General features: G+C 72.1%; 12 protein-coding genes. 8 read left to right on the top strand and 4 right to left on the bottom strand.

Annotated elements, in window-relative coordinates; genetic code table 11:
• Window positions 1-168: 168 nt before the first annotated feature.
• Window positions 169-501: a hypothetical protein gene (locus R2B67_RS26870; RefSeq protein ID WP_317821648.1), complete on the top strand. Its 333-nt coding sequence runs from the start codon at window positions 169-171 to the stop codon at window positions 499-501.
• A gap of 18 nt (window positions 502-519) precedes the next feature.
• Here R2B67_RS26870 and R2B67_RS26865 read toward each other — a convergent pair whose 3' ends face one another.
• Both R2B67_RS26865 and R2B67_RS26860 read right to left on the bottom strand, forming a co-directional pair.
• Window positions 520-753 (bottom strand): ferredoxin, encoded by a 234-nt coding sequence (locus R2B67_RS26865; protein WP_317824963.1) that lies wholly within the window; start codon window positions 751-753, stop codon window positions 520-522.
• Window positions 753-2,222 carry an aldehyde dehydrogenase gene (locus R2B67_RS26860; RefSeq protein WP_317821647.1) on the bottom strand — a complete coding sequence of 490 codons (1,470 nt, stop codon included), beginning with the start codon at window positions 2,220-2,222 and terminating at the stop codon, window positions 753-755. Before R2B67_RS26860 ends, R2B67_RS26865 begins: the two co-directional genes overlap by 1 nt.
• Before the next feature lie 199 nt (window positions 2,223-2,421).
• Here R2B67_RS26860 and R2B67_RS26855 point away from each other — a divergent pair, with 199 nt between their 5' ends.
• From R2B67_RS26855 to R2B67_RS26830, 6 genes are all read left to right on the top strand, one after another.
• Window positions 2,422-3,477 carry a Strvi_7410 family MBL fold metallo-hydrolase gene (locus R2B67_RS26855; protein ID WP_317821646.1) on the top strand — a complete coding sequence of 352 codons (1,056 nt, stop codon included), beginning with the start codon at window positions 2,422-2,424 and terminating at the stop codon, window positions 3,475-3,477.
• Between the two features lie 422 nt (window positions 3,478-3,899).
• Window positions 3,900-5,168: an SCO2321 family membrane protein gene (locus R2B67_RS26850; RefSeq protein WP_317821645.1), complete on the top strand. Its 1,269-nt coding sequence runs from the start codon at window positions 3,900-3,902 to the stop codon at window positions 5,166-5,168.
• Window positions 5,165-5,896, top strand: coding sequence for an SCO2322 family protein (locus tag R2B67_RS26845; protein WP_381073832.1), 732 nt, complete (start codon window positions 5,165-5,167; stop codon window positions 5,894-5,896). The genes R2B67_RS26850 and R2B67_RS26845 overlap by 4 nt, the downstream gene beginning before the upstream one ends.
• Entirely contained in the window at window positions 5,893-7,068 is a 1,176-nt protein-coding gene (locus R2B67_RS26840) for an energy-coupling factor transporter transmembrane component T (RefSeq protein ID WP_317821643.1), read from the top strand. Before R2B67_RS26845 ends, R2B67_RS26840 begins: the two co-directional genes overlap by 4 nt.
• Window positions 7,065-8,777 carry an ABC transporter ATP-binding protein gene (locus R2B67_RS26835; protein ID WP_317821642.1) on the top strand — a complete coding sequence of 571 codons (1,713 nt, stop codon included), beginning with the start codon at window positions 7,065-7,067 and terminating at the stop codon, window positions 8,775-8,777. Before R2B67_RS26840 ends, R2B67_RS26835 begins: the two co-directional genes overlap by 4 nt.
• Window positions 8,774-9,601 (top strand): ECF transporter S component, encoded by an 828-nt coding sequence (locus R2B67_RS26830; RefSeq protein WP_317821641.1) that lies wholly within the window; start codon window positions 8,774-8,776, stop codon window positions 9,599-9,601. Before R2B67_RS26835 ends, R2B67_RS26830 begins: the two co-directional genes overlap by 4 nt.
• Before the next feature lie 27 nt (window positions 9,602-9,628).
• Here the strand turns inward: R2B67_RS26830 and R2B67_RS26825 are convergent, their stop codons facing one another.
• On the bottom strand, window positions 9,629-10,807 hold the full coding sequence (locus R2B67_RS26825) for a steroid 3-ketoacyl-CoA thiolase (RefSeq protein ID WP_237325588.1): 1,179 nt from the start codon (window positions 10,805-10,807) through the stop codon (window positions 9,629-9,631).
• 325 nt (window positions 10,808-11,132) lie between these two features.
• Between R2B67_RS26825 and R2B67_RS26820 the strand changes: the two genes are divergently transcribed.
• A complete protein-coding gene (locus R2B67_RS26820; RefSeq protein ID WP_018511737.1) occupies window positions 11,133-12,383 on the top strand; it encodes a cytochrome P450 in 1,251 nt (416 codons plus the stop codon).
• Window positions 12,384-12,504: 121 nt separating this feature from the next.
• Here the strand turns inward: R2B67_RS26820 and R2B67_RS26815 are convergent, their stop codons facing one another.
• Window positions 12,505-14,586: a bifunctional glycosyltransferase 87/phosphatase PAP2 family protein gene (locus R2B67_RS26815; protein WP_317821639.1), complete on the bottom strand. Its 2,082-nt coding sequence runs from the start codon at window positions 14,584-14,586 to the stop codon at window positions 12,505-12,507.
• Window positions 14,587-14,710: the final 124 nt, after the last annotated feature.

Genomic DNA, 14,710 nt, shown 5'->3' with positions numbered 1-14,710 from the left:
GCACCACGCCACTCTGTAGATATGCGGGAGGATAGATTCGTTGCCACACTCCGGGATCTTTCTGCTGGAGGACACCTCGCCGTACATCCAGGAAGAAATCCAGAGATTCCTGGCCGGGACAGAGGATGAGGGGCTTTAAAGCTGGCCGGACTTAAGCAGAGGAACGGCATGACCATCGGCAACAGTAATCTCCTCGGGATCGCCAGGGACCTCTCTTCGCCCTCTCCACAGGCAAGGGAAGAGGCATCGGAAAGGATCTGCGACTGGGTTCATTCATTCGACCGGAGAGAGGTCCGGGTGGTGGCAGCACTCCTCTCATCGGCGGCAGTAGAGGAACCCGAGAGGGACTGTCGGGAGAGTGAGCTCAATGCCCTCAGTGAACTCACCGCGTCCGGCCTGGTGGAAGCCGATGATCTCGCGCCACTCCGTGAGCTACGACGCGACCTCCTGACGGAGCCTGACGCTGAGCACTACGACTACCTTGTGGGGCCACTTGTGTGACGCCCAACCCCGAAGCGGTCACTCCTCCGGCGGGAACACCACCTCCCCCGACCCCACCAGCGTCAGCGTGATCGCCTCCACCGGGCAGCCCTCCGCCGCCGCGAGGACCTGTTCGCCGGCGTCGCGGTCCTCGGTCTGCGGGTGGGACTGGCGGGCCGTGTCCAGGTGGAAGGCGTCCGGGGCGTGGTTGACGCACATGCCGGAGCCGATGCAGACGGAGCGGTCGACCTCCACGTGCCAGCGGTCGCCCATCATGCCTCCCGGTAGCCGGCGGGGAGGTGGATCATCTTGTGCTCGAAGAACTCGCCGTAGCCCTCGGGGCCGAACTCGCGGCCCAGGCCGGAGTTCTTGTAGCCGCCGAACGGGCCGAGCATGTCCAGGCTGAAGGTGTTCACGCTGTACGTGCCGGTGCGGACGCGGCGGGCGATGTCGATGCCCCGTTCGGTGTCGGCTGTCCAGACGCTGCCGCTGAGGCCGTACGGGGAGTCGTCGGCGATGCGGACCGCCTCGGCCTCGTCGCCGTACGGGATGAGGCAGATCACCGGGCCGAAGATCTCCTCGCGGGCGATGCGCATGGAGTTGTCGACCGAGCCGAAGAGGGTCGGTTCGACGTACCAGCCGCGTTCCTGGGAGGCGGGGCGGCTGCCGCCCGTGAGGATCTTGGCGCCTTCCTCCTGGCCCAACTTGATGTAGTCGAGGGAGCGTTGCTGTTGGCGTTGCGCCACCAACGGGCCCAGTTCCGTGGTCGGGTCCAGCGGGTCGCCCACCCGCAGCGCGCCCGCCGCTGCCGCGAACGCCTCCGCTATCTCGTCGTAGCGGGAGCGCGGGGCCAGGATGCGCGTCTGGGCCACGCACGCCTGGCCGTTGATCATCCAGGCGAAGGGGACGATGCCCGCGACCGCCGCCTCCAGGTCCGCGTCCGGGAGGATGACTGCTGCCGATTTGCCGCCCAGTTCGAGGGTGACGCGGGTGAGGTTGCGGGAGGCTACCTCCATCACTCGGCGGCCCGCCGCCACCGAGCCGGTGAAGGACACCTTGTCGATGCCCGGGTGGCCCACCAGGTATTCGCTCACCTCCCGGTCCGCCGGGAGGATGGAGAGGACCCCGGGCGGCAGGCCCGCCTCCGCCGCTATCTCCGCCAGGAGGTAGGCGTCCAGCGGGGTTTCGGGAGAGACCTTCAGGACTGCCGTGCAGCCTGCCAGCAGGGCGGGGGCCAACTTCGCCGCGGCCGTGAACTGCGGGACGTTCCACGGGACGACCGCCGCCACCACCCCTACCGGCTCGCGGCGGACCAGGAGCGGGCCCAGGACTCCGTCGCGGCGCTCCTCGTACGGGAATGTGCGCGCCACCGTGATCGCCGAGTCCCACACCATCATCGCGGCCAGCGCCTGCACCATCACGCTCGCGCTGTACGGGGTGCCGTTCTGGGCGCTGATCAGGCGCGCGAACTCCTCGTACCGTACGGCGAAGGCGTCCTTGACCCGGGTGATCACCGCGATCCGCTCGTCCAGCGTCATCCGGGGCCACGGGCCCTCGTCGAAGGCGTGGCGGGCCGCGGCGACCGCGCGGTCCACATCGGCCTCGGAGGCGTGCGGTACGCGGCCGATGACCTGTTCGGTGTGCGGGGAGATCACCTCGATGACGCCGGTGGAGAGCGGGTCGGTGAACTCCCCGCCGATGAACAGCTTTCCGTGTTCCACCAGCTCCGTACGTTCCGTCATGGCCGTTGCCTCCCGCGAAGCGAACCCGTGCACCGCAACTGACTGCTCGTCAGAACTGATACCAGTTCCTGTTCCAGGAGTCCACGGCGTGAACCGTACCCAGGAGGCGTCGATTTGGTTGGCCTGGGCTACCAATGGAACGAGTTCTCGTTAGAGTGGGGGCAGTTCGCGCCGCCCGCCGAGCAGAGATGGGGAGCCCATGACTCAGGTGACGCAGGTGGCCCAGGTGGCCGACCACGGCGGGGGCGTCCACAGCATCAAGGTCCCCATCCCGGACAACCCCCTCGGCCACACCCTCGTCCACCTCGTCGACACCGACCAGGGGCCCGTCCTCATCGACACGGGGTGGGACGACCCGGCCTCCTGGGACACCCTGGTCGCCGGGCTCACCGCCCTCGGTACCGCCGTCACCGACGTCCACGGCGTCGTCATCACCCACCACCACCCCGACCACCACGGGCTCTCCGGCCAGGTCCGCGAGGCGTCCGGGGCCTGGATCGCGATGCACGAGGCGGACGCCGCGATCGTCCGGCGCACCCGGGAGGCCGCTCCCGGCACCTGGCTCGACTACCTCGCCCGCAAGCTCGCCGCCGTCGGCGCGCCCGACGACCACCTCGCCCCGCTGCTCGCCGCCCGCAGCAGCGGCCGGCTGCGGACCCTGCCCGGGCTGCGCCCCGCCCTGCCGGACCGGGAGATCGTGCCCGGCGAGCTGCTCCCCCTCGCCGGGCGGCGGCTGCGGGCCGTCTGGACCCCCGGCCACACCCCGGGCCACGTCTGCCTCCATCTGGAGGAGCGGCATCCGGCGAATCTGCCGGGGCACGGGCGGCTGTTCTCCGGGGACCACCTGCTGCCCGGGATCAGCCCGCACATCGGGCTGTACGAGGACCCGGACGACACCGCCGTCACCGATCCCCTCGGGGACTACCTCGCCTCGCTGGAGCGGATCGGGCGGCTCGGGGTGGCCGAGGTGCTGCCCGCCCACCAGCACGCGTTCACCGATGCGGGCGGACGCGTACGGGAGCTGCTGGACCACCACGAGGAGCGGCTGACCGGGCTGCTCGCCCTGCTCGCCACGCCGCTCACCCCGTGGCAGCTGGCCGAGCGGATGGAGTGGAACCGGCCCTGGGAGCAGATCCCGCACGGTTCGCGGTCGATCGCCGTCTCGGAGGCCGAGTCCCATCTGCGGCGGCTGGTGAAGCTCGGGCGCGCGGAGGCGGTGCCGGGCGCCGACCCGGTCACGTACATCGCCGTGTGAGTGCACCGGGAGCATCGCCGTGTGAGTGCGCCGGGAGCATCGCCGTGTGGGTGCGCGGGGAGGAGCCCGCGCGCTGCTCCCTCCGGACGACGCCTGCGGTCTGCCGCCCCGAGCGGGGACGCTACGGCCCGGTAGAGTGGGCAGGTCGTCATCATGCCCGTACAGGGGGGAGCCGGTGCGAACCGGCGCCGGCCCCAGCCGTGAACCGTCCGAGCCGTCCGCGCGACGGCAGCCGGAACGTCCCTAGGGCGGAGTGTGAGCGGCCGGGGGCAGTGTGACCACGGGCCCCAGGGTCACCGGGAACCCGGTGGCCAGGGTCACCGGAACCCCGGTGACCGGCACCGTCGAGGTATACGGGGCCGGAGCCCGGTGCCCTCGTGCGCCCGGGTGAGCCGGCCCCCGCAGGAGAGGCACAGCCCGCCATGACCGTACGCCGCAGCGCAGCCGCGCTCGCGACCACCGCCGTTCTTCTGGGCGCGGCCGCACCCTTCGCGGCCGCACCCGTCGCGGTCGCCGCACCGAGCCCGTCCCCGTCGGTGCAGTTGCCGCTCGGGCTCTACGGGACCACGGACCCCACGTACGACGGGGTGTGGCGGCAGTCGCTGGCCTTCCTCGCCCAGAAGATCGAGTACGTCACGCCGTCGAAGCAGTCCGTGGACTGGCTGCTGGAGCAGCAGTGCGACAGCGGCGCCTTCACCTCGTACCGGGACGACGCCTCCGCGCCCTGCGACGCGTCGACCGTGATGGACACCAACGCCACCGCCGCCGCCGTCCAGGCCTTCGTCGAGCTGGGCCAGCACCGGGACGCCGCCGACAACGGGGCCGACTGGCTGAAGTCGGTGCAGAACGAGGACGGCGGCTGGGGGTACAACCCGGGCAGCCCGAGCGACGCCAACTCCACCGCCGTCGTGATCGGCGCCCTCGCCCGTACGAGCGTCCCGATCAACGAGCTCACCACCGCCGACGGCAGCACCCCGTACACCGCGCTCCAGGCCCTCGCCATCCCGTGCGGGAAGAAGGACGGCGGCGCCTTCGCCTACCAGCCCGGCAAGAAGGGCGAGCTCGTCGCCAACAACGACGCGTCGGCCGCAGCCGTGCTCGGGCTGCTGGGCAAGGGCATGGCCATCGGGGACGCCAACGCGGTGAAGGACCCCGTCTGCACGAAGGGCGACGACCTGACCGCCGAGCAGAGCGCGCAGAACGGCGCCCACTACCTCGCCGCGACCCTGGCCGCCTCCCCCTACCTGGAGCAGCCGCCGATGCCGGGCGCCGAGGAGAGCGAGCCGCAGCCCGACTTCGGCAACACGGCGGACATGGTCGTCGCCCTCGCCGCCTCCGGGCACAAGGACAAGGCCGCCGCCTCGGTGGAGTGGCTGGAGAAGAACTCCAAGGACTGGGCGCAGCAGGGCGGGCCCGCCGCCACCGCGCAGCTGATCTTCGCCGCGCACGCCACCGCCGCCGACGCCCGCGACTTCGGTGGGGTCGACCTGGTCGCCCAGCTCAACGCGACCGGCCCGGCCCCGGCCGTGACCGCGCTGCCGTCCCCGACGCCGACCGGTCCGCAGCCCTCCAGCGGCACCGAGAGCGAGGACAGCGGGCTCGGCCTGTGGTGGCTGGTCGGCCTCGGTCTGTTCTTCGGCGCGGGTATCGGTTTCCTGCTCTCCATGCGCCGGAAGAAGCAGCAGCCGTGACGCGCACCTCGTCGGCGCCGGCCGTGACGCGCACCTCGTCGGCGCTGTTCCGGAGTCCGGTCGCCGCTCTCCTCGCCGTCCTCCTCGCCGCCTCGGGCGTCCTGCTCGGGGCCGGCGGGGCGCAGGCCGCCGGGTACCGATACTGGTCCTTCTGGGAGGGCGACGGCAAGAGCTGGGCGTACGCCACCCAGGGCCCGTCCCTCGTGCGCCCCGACGACGGTACGGTCCAGGGCTTCCGGTTCGCCGTCAGCGAGGACTCCGCCGACGCCGACCGGCCGCGCCGCGCCCCCGACTTCGGGGCGATCTGCGCGGACACCCCGGCGAAGGGCGGCGCCAAGCGGGTCGCCCTGGTGATCGACCCCGGTACGGCGGAGGACGCCCCGGCCGGGGAGAAGCCGCCCGCGCTGCGCACCGCCTGTGCCCAGGTCGCGCCGGACGCCAGCAGCGCGGAGGCGCTCGCCTCGGTGGCGAAGCCGCTGCGGTACGACAGCAGCGCGATGATCTGCGCGATCTCCGGCTACCCGAAGTCCGGCTGCGGCGAGCAGGTGTCGGGCGACGGCAGCAAGAAGGACGGCAGCGGGAAGCCCTCCGCGCCTGAAGCCTCCTCGGCTCCGGCGGCGGATGACGGGGACAGCGGCGGTGGTCCCTCCGCCGGTCTCCTCCTCGGCATCGGGGCCGTCCTGCTGCTGGGCGTCGCCGCCGTGTTCCAGGCCCGCCGGCGCCGATGACCCGCTCCCCGGGGACGGCCCGGCTGCTCCGCCGTGCCCTGCACGCGCCCGAGGCGGGCCGCTCCAACGCGCTGCCCGCCGGGGCGTGGTGGCTGTGGGCGCTGGGTCTTGCCACCGCCGCCTCCCGGACGACCAACCCGCTGCTGCTCGGCCTGCTGGTCGCGGTGGCGGGGTACGTGGTGGCGGCCCGGCGCACGGACGCGCCCTGGGCCCGTTCGTACGGGGCGTTCATCAAGCTCGGGCTCTTCGTCGTGGCGCTGCGCCTGGTCTTCTCCGTCTTCCTCGGCTCGCAGATCCCCGGCTCGCACACCGTGTTCACGCTCCCCGAGGTGCCGATGCCCGACTGGGCGCAGGGGGTGCGGATCGGCGGCCGGGTCACGGCGGAGCAGCTCGTCTTCTCGCTCTACGACGGGATGAAGCTGGCCACCCTGCTGATCTGCGTCGGCGCGGCGAACTCGCTCGCCAACCCGGCCCGGCTGCTGAAGTCCCTGCCCGGTGCGCTGTACGAGGCCGGGGTCGCCGTCGTCGTCGCGATGACGTTCGCCCCGAACATGGTCGCCGATGTGGTCCGGCTGCGCACCGCGCGGCGGCTGCGGGGGCGGCCGACCGGTGGGGTGAAGGCGGTGGCGCAGATCGGACTGCCGGTGCTGGAAGGGGCGTTGGAGCGGTCGGTGGCGGTGGCCGCGTCGATGGACGCGCGGGGGTACGGGCGTACCGCCCAGGTCCCGCCCGCCGTCCGGCACACCACCAACGTCCTCACCCTCGGCGGGCTGCTCGGGGTGTGCGCCGGCACGTACGGGCTGCTCGCCGCGCAGGGGGCCGTGTACGGGCTGCCGGTGCTGCTGGCGGGGCTCGTCGCGGCGATGGCGGGGCTGCGGCTGGGCGGGCGGCGCTCGGTGCGGACCCGGTACCGGCCGGACCGGTGGGGCGTGCGGGCCTGGCTGGTGGCGGGGTCGGGTGCGGTGGTGGCGGCCGCGATGATCTGGGCGGGCTCGCTCGATCCGGAGGCGCTGCACCCCGGGGTCGTCCCGCTGACCGCGCCCGTGCTGCCGCTCTGGCCCGCGGCTGCTGTGCTGGTCGGGCTGGTGCCCGCGCTGGTCGCCCCCGTACCGCCGTCCTCGCGCGGCCGGGACTTCGAAGAACACGACCATCGCGGCAAGGAGCAGGCGTGATCAGGTTCGAGCAGGTCTCCGTGCGGTACGACGGGACGGACCGGCCCACGCTCTTTGGCGTCGATCTCTCGGTCCCGGAAGGGGAGTTGGTGCTGCTCGTTGGCCCGTCGGGGGTCGGCAAGTCGACGTTGCTGGGGACGGTCTCTGGGCTCGTGCCGCACTTCACGGGCGGGGTGCTGAGCGGCCGGGTCACGGTGGACGGGCGCGACACCCGCACCCACAAGCCGCGTGAACTGGCCGATCTGGTCGGCACGGTGGGGCAGGACCCGCTGGCCCACTTCGTCACGGACACGGTCGAGGACGAACTCGCGTACGGCATGGAGTCGTTGGGCCTGGCGCCGGACGTCATGCGGCGGCGCGTGGAGGAGACGCTCGATCTGCTGGGCCTGGCCGAGCTGCGGGACCGGCCGATCGCGACCCTCTCGGGTGGCCAGCAGCAGCGGGTGGCGATCGGTTCGGTGCTGACCCCGCACCCCAAGGTGCTGGTCCTCGACGAGCCGACGTCCGCGCTGGACCCGGCGGCGGCCGAGGAGGTGCTCGCCGTGCTCCAGCGGCTGGTCCACGACCTCGGGACGACCGTACTGATGGCCGAGCACCGGCTGGAGCGGGTGGTGCAGTACGCCGACCAGGTCGTCCTGCTGCCCGCGCCGGGCGCCGCCCCGGTGATGGGCGCGCCCGCCGAGATCATGGCCGTCTCGCCGGTCCGGCCGCCGGTCGCCGAGCTGGGGCTGCTGGCGGGCTGGGACCCGCTGCCGCTGTCGGTTCGGGACGCTCGGCGCGGGGCCGGTGACCTGCGGGAACGGCTGGCCTCGGCCTCACCGCCCGGGCCTCCGGAGCTTTCCATGAACGTGTCCATCGCGGCGCCTCCCGTATCGCCCGGTCCCCGTCCCGGGCGGATCGCCCGACTCCTGGGTCGTACGAAGGCCGTGGAGGCGCCCGGTCCCGCCGATCCCGTCACCCGGGTCGAGTCCCTCGGCGTGCGGCGCGGGCGGATCGAGGCGCTGCGGCGGGTCACGCTCACCGTGGCGCCCGGCGAGACCGTGGCGCTGATGGGCCGTAACGGGGCCGGGAAGTCCACGCTGCTCGGCGCCCTCGTCGGCATGGTCGAGCCCACCTCCGGCTCCGTACGCGTCGGCGGCCTGGCCCCCGCCCGTACCGATCCGCGCGCCATGATCCGCCGGGTCGGCCTCGTCCCGCAGGAGCCGCGCGACCTGCTGTACGCGGACACGGTGGCCGCCGAGTGCGCCGCCGCCGACCGGGACGCGGGCGCGGCCGAGGGCACCTGCCGGGCACTGGTCACCGAGCTGCTCCCGGGTGTGGAGGACGGTACGCATCCGCGCGACCTCTCCGAGGGGCAGCGCCTCGCGCTCGCGCTCGCCCTGGTGCTGACCGCCCGCCCGCCGCTGCTGCTCCTCGACGAGCCGACCCGGGGGCTGGACTACGCGGCGAAGGGCCGGCTTGTCGGCGTCCTGCGGTCGCTGGCGGCCGAGGGGCACGCGATCGTCCTGGCGACGCACGATGTGGAGCTGGCGGCGGAGCTGGCCCACCGGGTGGTGATCCTCGCCGACGGGGAGGTCGTCGCGGACGGCCCGACCGGCCGTGTGGTCGTCTCCTCCCCCGCCTTCGCCCCGCAGACCGCGAAGATCCTCGCCCCGCAGGAGTGGCTGACCGTCTCCCAGGTGCGCGGCGCGCTGGAGGCGGGCGCGTGAGGGTGACGGCGGAGGGGGTACAAAACCGGGCTCCCCGGCCCGTGCGGCTCGGGCCGAAGTCGGTCGCCGCGCTGGTGCTGGTCAGCGCGGTCGGGGTGGTCGCCTTCGGGTGGCCGCTGCTGGCCGGTGCCGGGTCGGGGCTCGCGCATGCCCAGGACGCGCCGTGGCTGTTCGCCGCGCTGCTGCCGTTGCTGGTCGCGGTGGTGGTGGCGACGATCTCGGAGTCCGGGATGGACGCCAAGGCCGTCGCCATGCTCGGCGTGCTGGCGGCGGTCGGGGCGGCGCTGCGCCCGCTGGGGGCGGGGACGGCGGGCCTGGAGCCGATGTTCTTCCTGATGGTGCTGAGCGGGCGGGTGCTGGGGCCGGGCTTCGGGTTCGTGCTCGGCTCGGTGACCATGTTCGCGTCCGCCCTGCTCACGGGTGGGGTGGGGCCGTGGATGCCGTTCCAGATGCTGGCGATGGGCTGGTTCACGATGGGCGCGGGGCTGCTGCCGGGCGCAGACCGGCTGCGCGGCCGGGCCGAGCTGGCGATGCTCGCGGTCTACGGGTCCGTGGCGGCGTTCGCGTACGGCACGATCATGAATCTGTACGGGTGGACGATCATCCCGGGTCTCGGCTCGGGCATCTCGTTCGTCGCGGGCGACCCGCTCCCCGAGAACCTGGTGCGCTTCCTCGCCTACTGTGCGGCGACCTCACTGGGCTGGGACCTGGGACGGGCGGTGCTCACCGTCGTGCTGACGCTGACGGTCGGCCCGACGCTGCTGAAGGCGCTGCGGCGGGCGACCCGGCGGGCGGCGTTCGACGCGCGGGTGGGGTTCGAGTAGCCGTAAGCCCCCAGACGTGCCCTGCGCCTACAGCCGCTGGATGATCGTGCCCGTGGCCAGCGCCCCGCCCGCGCACATCGTGATGAGCGCGAACTCCTTGTCGCGGCGTTCCAGTTCGTGCAGGGCCGTGGTGATCAGGCGGGCGCCCGTCGCCCCGACCGGGTGGCCGAGCGCGATCGCGCCGCCGTTGACGTTGACCTTCTCCAGGCCGTCGAGGTCCGCCTCGAACTCCTGGGCCCAGCTCAGCACGACCGACGCGAACGCCTCGTTGATCTCGACGATGTCGATGTCCTTCAGCGACATGCCCGCCTTGCCGAGCACCGCCCGGGTGGCGTCGATCGGACCGTCCAGGTGGAAGTGCGGGTCGGAGCCGACGAGGGCCTGGGCGACGATCCGGGCCCGGGGCTTGAGCTTCAGGGCGCGGGCCATCCGCTTCGAGGACCAGAGGATGGCGGCGGCCCCGTCAGATATCTGGGAGGAGTTGCCGGCGGTGTGGACGGCGCTCGGCATGACCGCCTTCAGCCCGGCGAGCGCCTCCATCGAGGTGTCCCGCAGCCCCTCGTCCCGGTCGACCAGCCGCCACATGCCCTGGCCGGCCGCCTGCTCCTCCTCGGTGGTGGGGACCTGGACGGCGTACGTCTCCCGCTTGAAGCGCTCCTCGGCCCAGGCGGCGGCCGCCCGCTGCTGCGAGAGCAGGCCGAGCGCGTCGACCCTCTCGCGGGTGAGGCCGCGTTTGCGGGCGATGCGCTCGGCGGCCTCGAACTGGTTGGGCAGGTCGACGTTCCACTCGTCGGGCCAGGGCTTGCCCGGACCGTGTTTCGACCCGCTGCCCAGCGGCACCCGTGACATCGCCTCGACGCCGCAGCTGATGCCCACGTCGATGACTCCGGCGGCCACCATGTTGGCCACCATGTGCGCGGCCTGCTGCGAGGAGCCGCACTGACAGTCCACGGTGGTCGCGGCGGTCTCGTACGGCAGGCCGACGGCCAGCCAGGCGTTGCGGGCCGGGTTCATGGACTGCTCCCCGGCGTGGGTGACGGTGCCGCCGACGATCTGCTCGACGCAGTCGGCCTGGATGCCGGTGCGGCCGAGCAGTTCACGGTAGGTCTCGCCCAGCAGGTAGGCGGGGTGCAGATTGGCGAGCGCGCCTCCACGCTTGCCGATCGGGGTGCGTACGGCTTCGACGATGACGGGTTCCGCGGCCATGAGCTCGTCCTCTCCTCGCCCTTCCGTCGGGGCGTCCCGGCGCCCACGGAAGGAACTAGTACGCGTTCTAGTTATGCATGCAGTCTCGTGACGCGGGACCGACTGCGCAAGGGGCGTGCACCGACCGCGTACACCCCCCGCACGCGCCCCCGCTTCCGGCACATCGACTGTGCGGGCCCCCGACGGGGAACAGATCCGGCCAGGACTCTTGCGACTTGTAGAACTCGTTACTACCTTGCGGGCAGATTCTGATGGAGCGTCAGGAACGCCAGGCAAGGGCGGCTGTCGGACGGTTCGCCACCAGATCCGGAGTGGAGAGGTGCCCATGCGCTGCCCCCATCTGCCCGACGGGTTCGACTTCACCGACCCCGACCTCCTCCAAGCCCGCGTCCCGCACCCGGAGTTCGCGCTGATGCGGCAGACCGCTCCGGTGTGGTGGTGCACGCAGCCCGCCAACATCTCCGGCTTCGGCGACGAGGGGTACTGGGTCGTCACCCGCCACGCGGACGTCAAGTACGTTTCCACGCACCCTGAGTTGTTCTCCTCGAACACCAACACCGCGGTCATCCGCTTCAACGAGACGATCAGCCGCGACCAGATCGAGGTCCAGAAGCTCATCATGCTCAACATGGACCCGCCGGAACACACCCGGGTCCGCCAGATCGTCCAGCGCGGCTTCACCCCGCGTGCCGTGCGCTCGCTGGAGCAGGCGCTGCGGGCGCGGGCCCGGTCCATCGTGGAGACCGCCCACGCCTCCGCCGGGGCCGACGGCTCCTTCGACTTCGTCACGAACATCGCGGTCGAGCTGCCGCTCCAGGCGATCGCCGAACTCATCGGCGTACCGCAGGAGGACCGGTCCAAGATCTTCGACTGGTCCAACAAGATGGCCGCGTACGACGATCCCGAGTACGCGATCACCGAGGAGGTCGGCGCCGAGGCGGCGATGGAGATCGTGGCGTACTCGATGAACCTGGCGGCGGCCCGCAAGGAGTGCCCGGCCCAGGACATCGTGAGCCAGCTCGTCGCGGCGGAGGGCGAAGGGAACCTGTCCTCCGACGAGTTCGGGTTCTTCGTGATCCTGCTGGCGGTGGCCGGCAACGAGACCACCCGTAACGCCATCAGCCACGGCATGCACGCCTTCCTCACCCACCCCGAGCAGTGGGAGCTCTACAAGAGGGAGCGGCCGAAGACGACGGCCGAGGAGATCGTGCGCTGGGCGACCCCCGTCGTCTCCTTCCAGCGGACCGCCACCCAGGACGTGGAGCTGGGCGGTCAGCGGATCCGGAAGGGCGAGCGGGTCGGGCTGTTCTACTCCTCGGCCAACAACGACCCCGAGGTCTTCGACGCCCCGGAGGCCTTCGACATCACCCGCGACCCCAACCCGCACCTCGGCTTCGGGGGCGGCGGCCCGCACTTCTGCCTGGGCAAGTCGCTGGCCGTGATGGAGATCGACCTGATCTTCAACGCCATCGCGGACGTGCTGCCGGATCTGCGGCTGCTGGAGGACCCGCGGCGGCTGCGGTCGGCCTGGCTGAACGGGATCAAGCAGCTTCAGGTGAGCGCGTCGCCCTCCTGAGGTTCCTCTACGAGTGGCGGGGCGGGCGCGGCGGGCGGACCATGTAAGGACGCGGCGATCCATGCCGAAGGGGTGCCGGGACGGTGTTGGACGTCGTCCCGGCACCCCTTCGGGCTGTTCGCTACTTGCCGACCGCCTCGGCGCGTACGGGTTCGGGTTCGGGCTCCACAGTCGGCTTCACGGGTTCCGCCGCCCCCGGCTTCTCCCCGGCCTCCACCTTCCGCGGCCCCGACAGCAGATACGTCAGCCCGAAGCCCAGCGAGACGACCAGCGCCCCGCCGGCCGCGTCCAGCACCCAGTGGTTGGCGGTCGCCACGATCGCGGCGATGGTGAAGAGCGGGTGGAGCAGGCCGAGCGCCTTCATCCACAGTTTCGGGGCGAGCATCACGATGACCACCCCGCACCACAGCGACCAGCCGAAGTGCAGTGACGGCATCGCCGCGTACTGGTTGGTGACCGTGGTCAGCGTCCCGTAGTCGGGCTTCGCGAAGTCCTGCACCCCGTGGACGGTGTCGATGAAGCCGAGGCCGGGCATGAGCCGGGGCGGGGCCAGCGGGTAGAGCCAGAAGCCGACGAGCGCCAGCAGGGTGGCGAAGCCGATGGAGGAGCGGACCCAGCGGTAGTCGGCGGGGCGGCGCGCGTACAGCACACCGAGGATCGTCAGCGGGACGATGAAGTGGAAGGTCAGGTAGTAGTAGTCGAAGAACTCCCGCAGCCAGGCGATCTGCACGACCGTCTGGTTGACCCAGAGTTCGATGTCGATGTGCAGCCACTGCTCGATGGCGTGGATCTGCCGGCCGTGCTCCTCGGCGATCGGGCGGCCCGCGGTGGCGGCGAGGCGGACCTGGGCGTACGCGGAGTAGACGACGCGGATGAGCAGGAGTTCCAGCAGGAGGTTGGGGCGGTGGAGCGCCCGGCGCCAGAACGGCAGGAGCGGCACGCGTCTCCAGCGCGCGGCGACCGGTTTCGCGTAGTCGGTGGGGATCGGCTGCTGCCAGTACGGTGAGGTGCGCAGGAGGAACGGGGCGAGGCAGGCCGCGCCGAGCGCCGCGATGAGGAGCACGTTGTCCCGTACGGGGATGACCAGGCCGACGTTCGGCAGCAGCATCTTGCCGGGGAGCGTGAGGACGAGCACCACGACGGCCGGCCAGACCAGCCGGTCGGAGGCGCGCTTGCCGACCTTGCCGACGACGGCGAGGAGCACCCACAGCAACTGGTGCTGCCAGGCGGTCGGCGAGACGGCCACGACGACGCAGCCGGTCACGGCGACGGCGAGGAGCAACTGCCCGTCCTGGGCGTAGCGGACCGCGCGGCGTACGCCGACGACGATGACCGCGGCGGCGAGGACGAGGAACAGGGCGATCTCCGTCGGCCCCTCGAAGCCGAGCCGGAGCAGCGCGCCGTGGAGGGACTGGTTGGCCAGGCTGTCCGGCCGCTCACCGAGCCCGGCGCCCGCGACATGGTGCACCCAGTACGTCCACGAGTCCTTCGGCACCGCGGCCCAGGCGGCGGCCGTGCAGAAGGCGAAGGCGGCCACCGAGACCACCGAGGCCCGCCGCTTCCCGGTCAGCCAGAGGAGAGCCGCGAAGAGGAGGAGCGTCGGCTGGAGGGCGGCGGCGAAGCCGACGAGGACGCCCTGCAGCCGGTGGTCCCGGGCGACGAAGCAGGCCAGCAGCACCAGGAGGACCGGCAGGATGCTGGTCTGGCCGAGGTGGAGGGTGTTGCGGACCGGCAGCGACAGCATGAGCAGGGTGATCGCGACGGGCACGGCGAGCAGCGCCGTACGCCGGCCGACCGGTGCGGGCAGGGCCCGGGCGGCGACGACACCGAGAGCGGCCACCAGGAGCAGGGTGCCGAAGGTCCACGCGATGCCGAGGGCCGCCTCGGCCGACGCGGTGAGCGGCTTCAGCACCAGACCGGCGAAGGGCGTTCCGGTGAACCGGCCGCTGTCGTAGAGCGAGCCCGTCACGTGCAGGACGCCGTTCTCCCCGATCCAGGTCTCCAGATCGGTGAGCCGTTCGCCGGGCGGCTGCCGCAGCACCACCGCCATCTGCCGTACCGCCAGCACGGCCACGACCAGCCAGAGCAGGACCCGGGTCAGCCCGGTCCTCGTCTCCGTGTTCGTCATCGCGTCCGCCACCGCGCCACCGCGCACACTGTGATCCGCATTTGTCACGCTGCGCCGACCCTCCCACCGTTCCATGCCCCGCCCCTTCGACTCGGGGCAGCGCAGGATGAAGCCTCGCATTGCCCTACGAGGTAGACACAATCAACCCCCTCTTTGCCTGACTGTCATCATGCTTTCGTCCTGAAGAATGTCTGTCCGA

It is taken from the genome of Streptomyces cyaneofuscatus, from assembly GCF_033109485.1.
Taxonomy (GTDB): Bacteria; Actinomycetota; Actinomycetes; order Streptomycetales; family Streptomycetaceae; genus Streptomyces; species Streptomyces cyaneofuscatus.
Note: the sequence above shows the minus strand (reverse complement) of the source record. Positions and strands in the feature narration are given on the sequence as shown.

Excerpts from the sequence above, each read along its gene's own strand:
- R2B67_RS26870 (WP_317821648.1), top strand. The coding sequence starts at position 169 with ATGACCATCGGCAACAGTAATCTCCTCGGGATCGCCAGGGACCTCTCT.
- R2B67_RS26865 (WP_317824963.1), bottom strand. The coding sequence starts at position 753 with ATGGGCGACCGCTGGCACGTGGAGGTCGACCGCTCCGTCTGCATCGGC.
- R2B67_RS26860 (WP_317821647.1), bottom strand. The coding sequence starts at position 2,222 with ATGACGGAACGTACGGAGCTGGTGGAACACGGAAAGCTGTTCATCGGC.
- R2B67_RS26855 (WP_317821646.1), top strand. The coding sequence starts at position 2,422 with ATGACTCAGGTGACGCAGGTGGCCCAGGTGGCCGACCACGGCGGGGGC.
- R2B67_RS26850 (WP_317821645.1), top strand. The coding sequence starts at position 3,900 with ATGACCGTACGCCGCAGCGCAGCCGCGCTCGCGACCACCGCCGTTCTT.
- R2B67_RS26840 (WP_317821643.1), top strand. The coding sequence starts at position 5,893 with ATGACCCGCTCCCCGGGGACGGCCCGGCTGCTCCGCCGTGCCCTGCAC.
- R2B67_RS26825 (WP_237325588.1), bottom strand. The coding sequence starts at position 10,807 with ATGGCCGCGGAACCCGTCATCGTCGAAGCCGTACGCACCCCGATCGGC.
- R2B67_RS26820 (WP_018511737.1), top strand. The coding sequence starts at position 11,133 with ATGCGCTGCCCCCATCTGCCCGACGGGTTCGACTTCACCGACCCCGAC.
- R2B67_RS26815 (WP_317821639.1), bottom strand. The coding sequence starts at position 14,586 with ATGGAACGGTGGGAGGGTCGGCGCAGCGTGACAAATGCGGATCACAGT.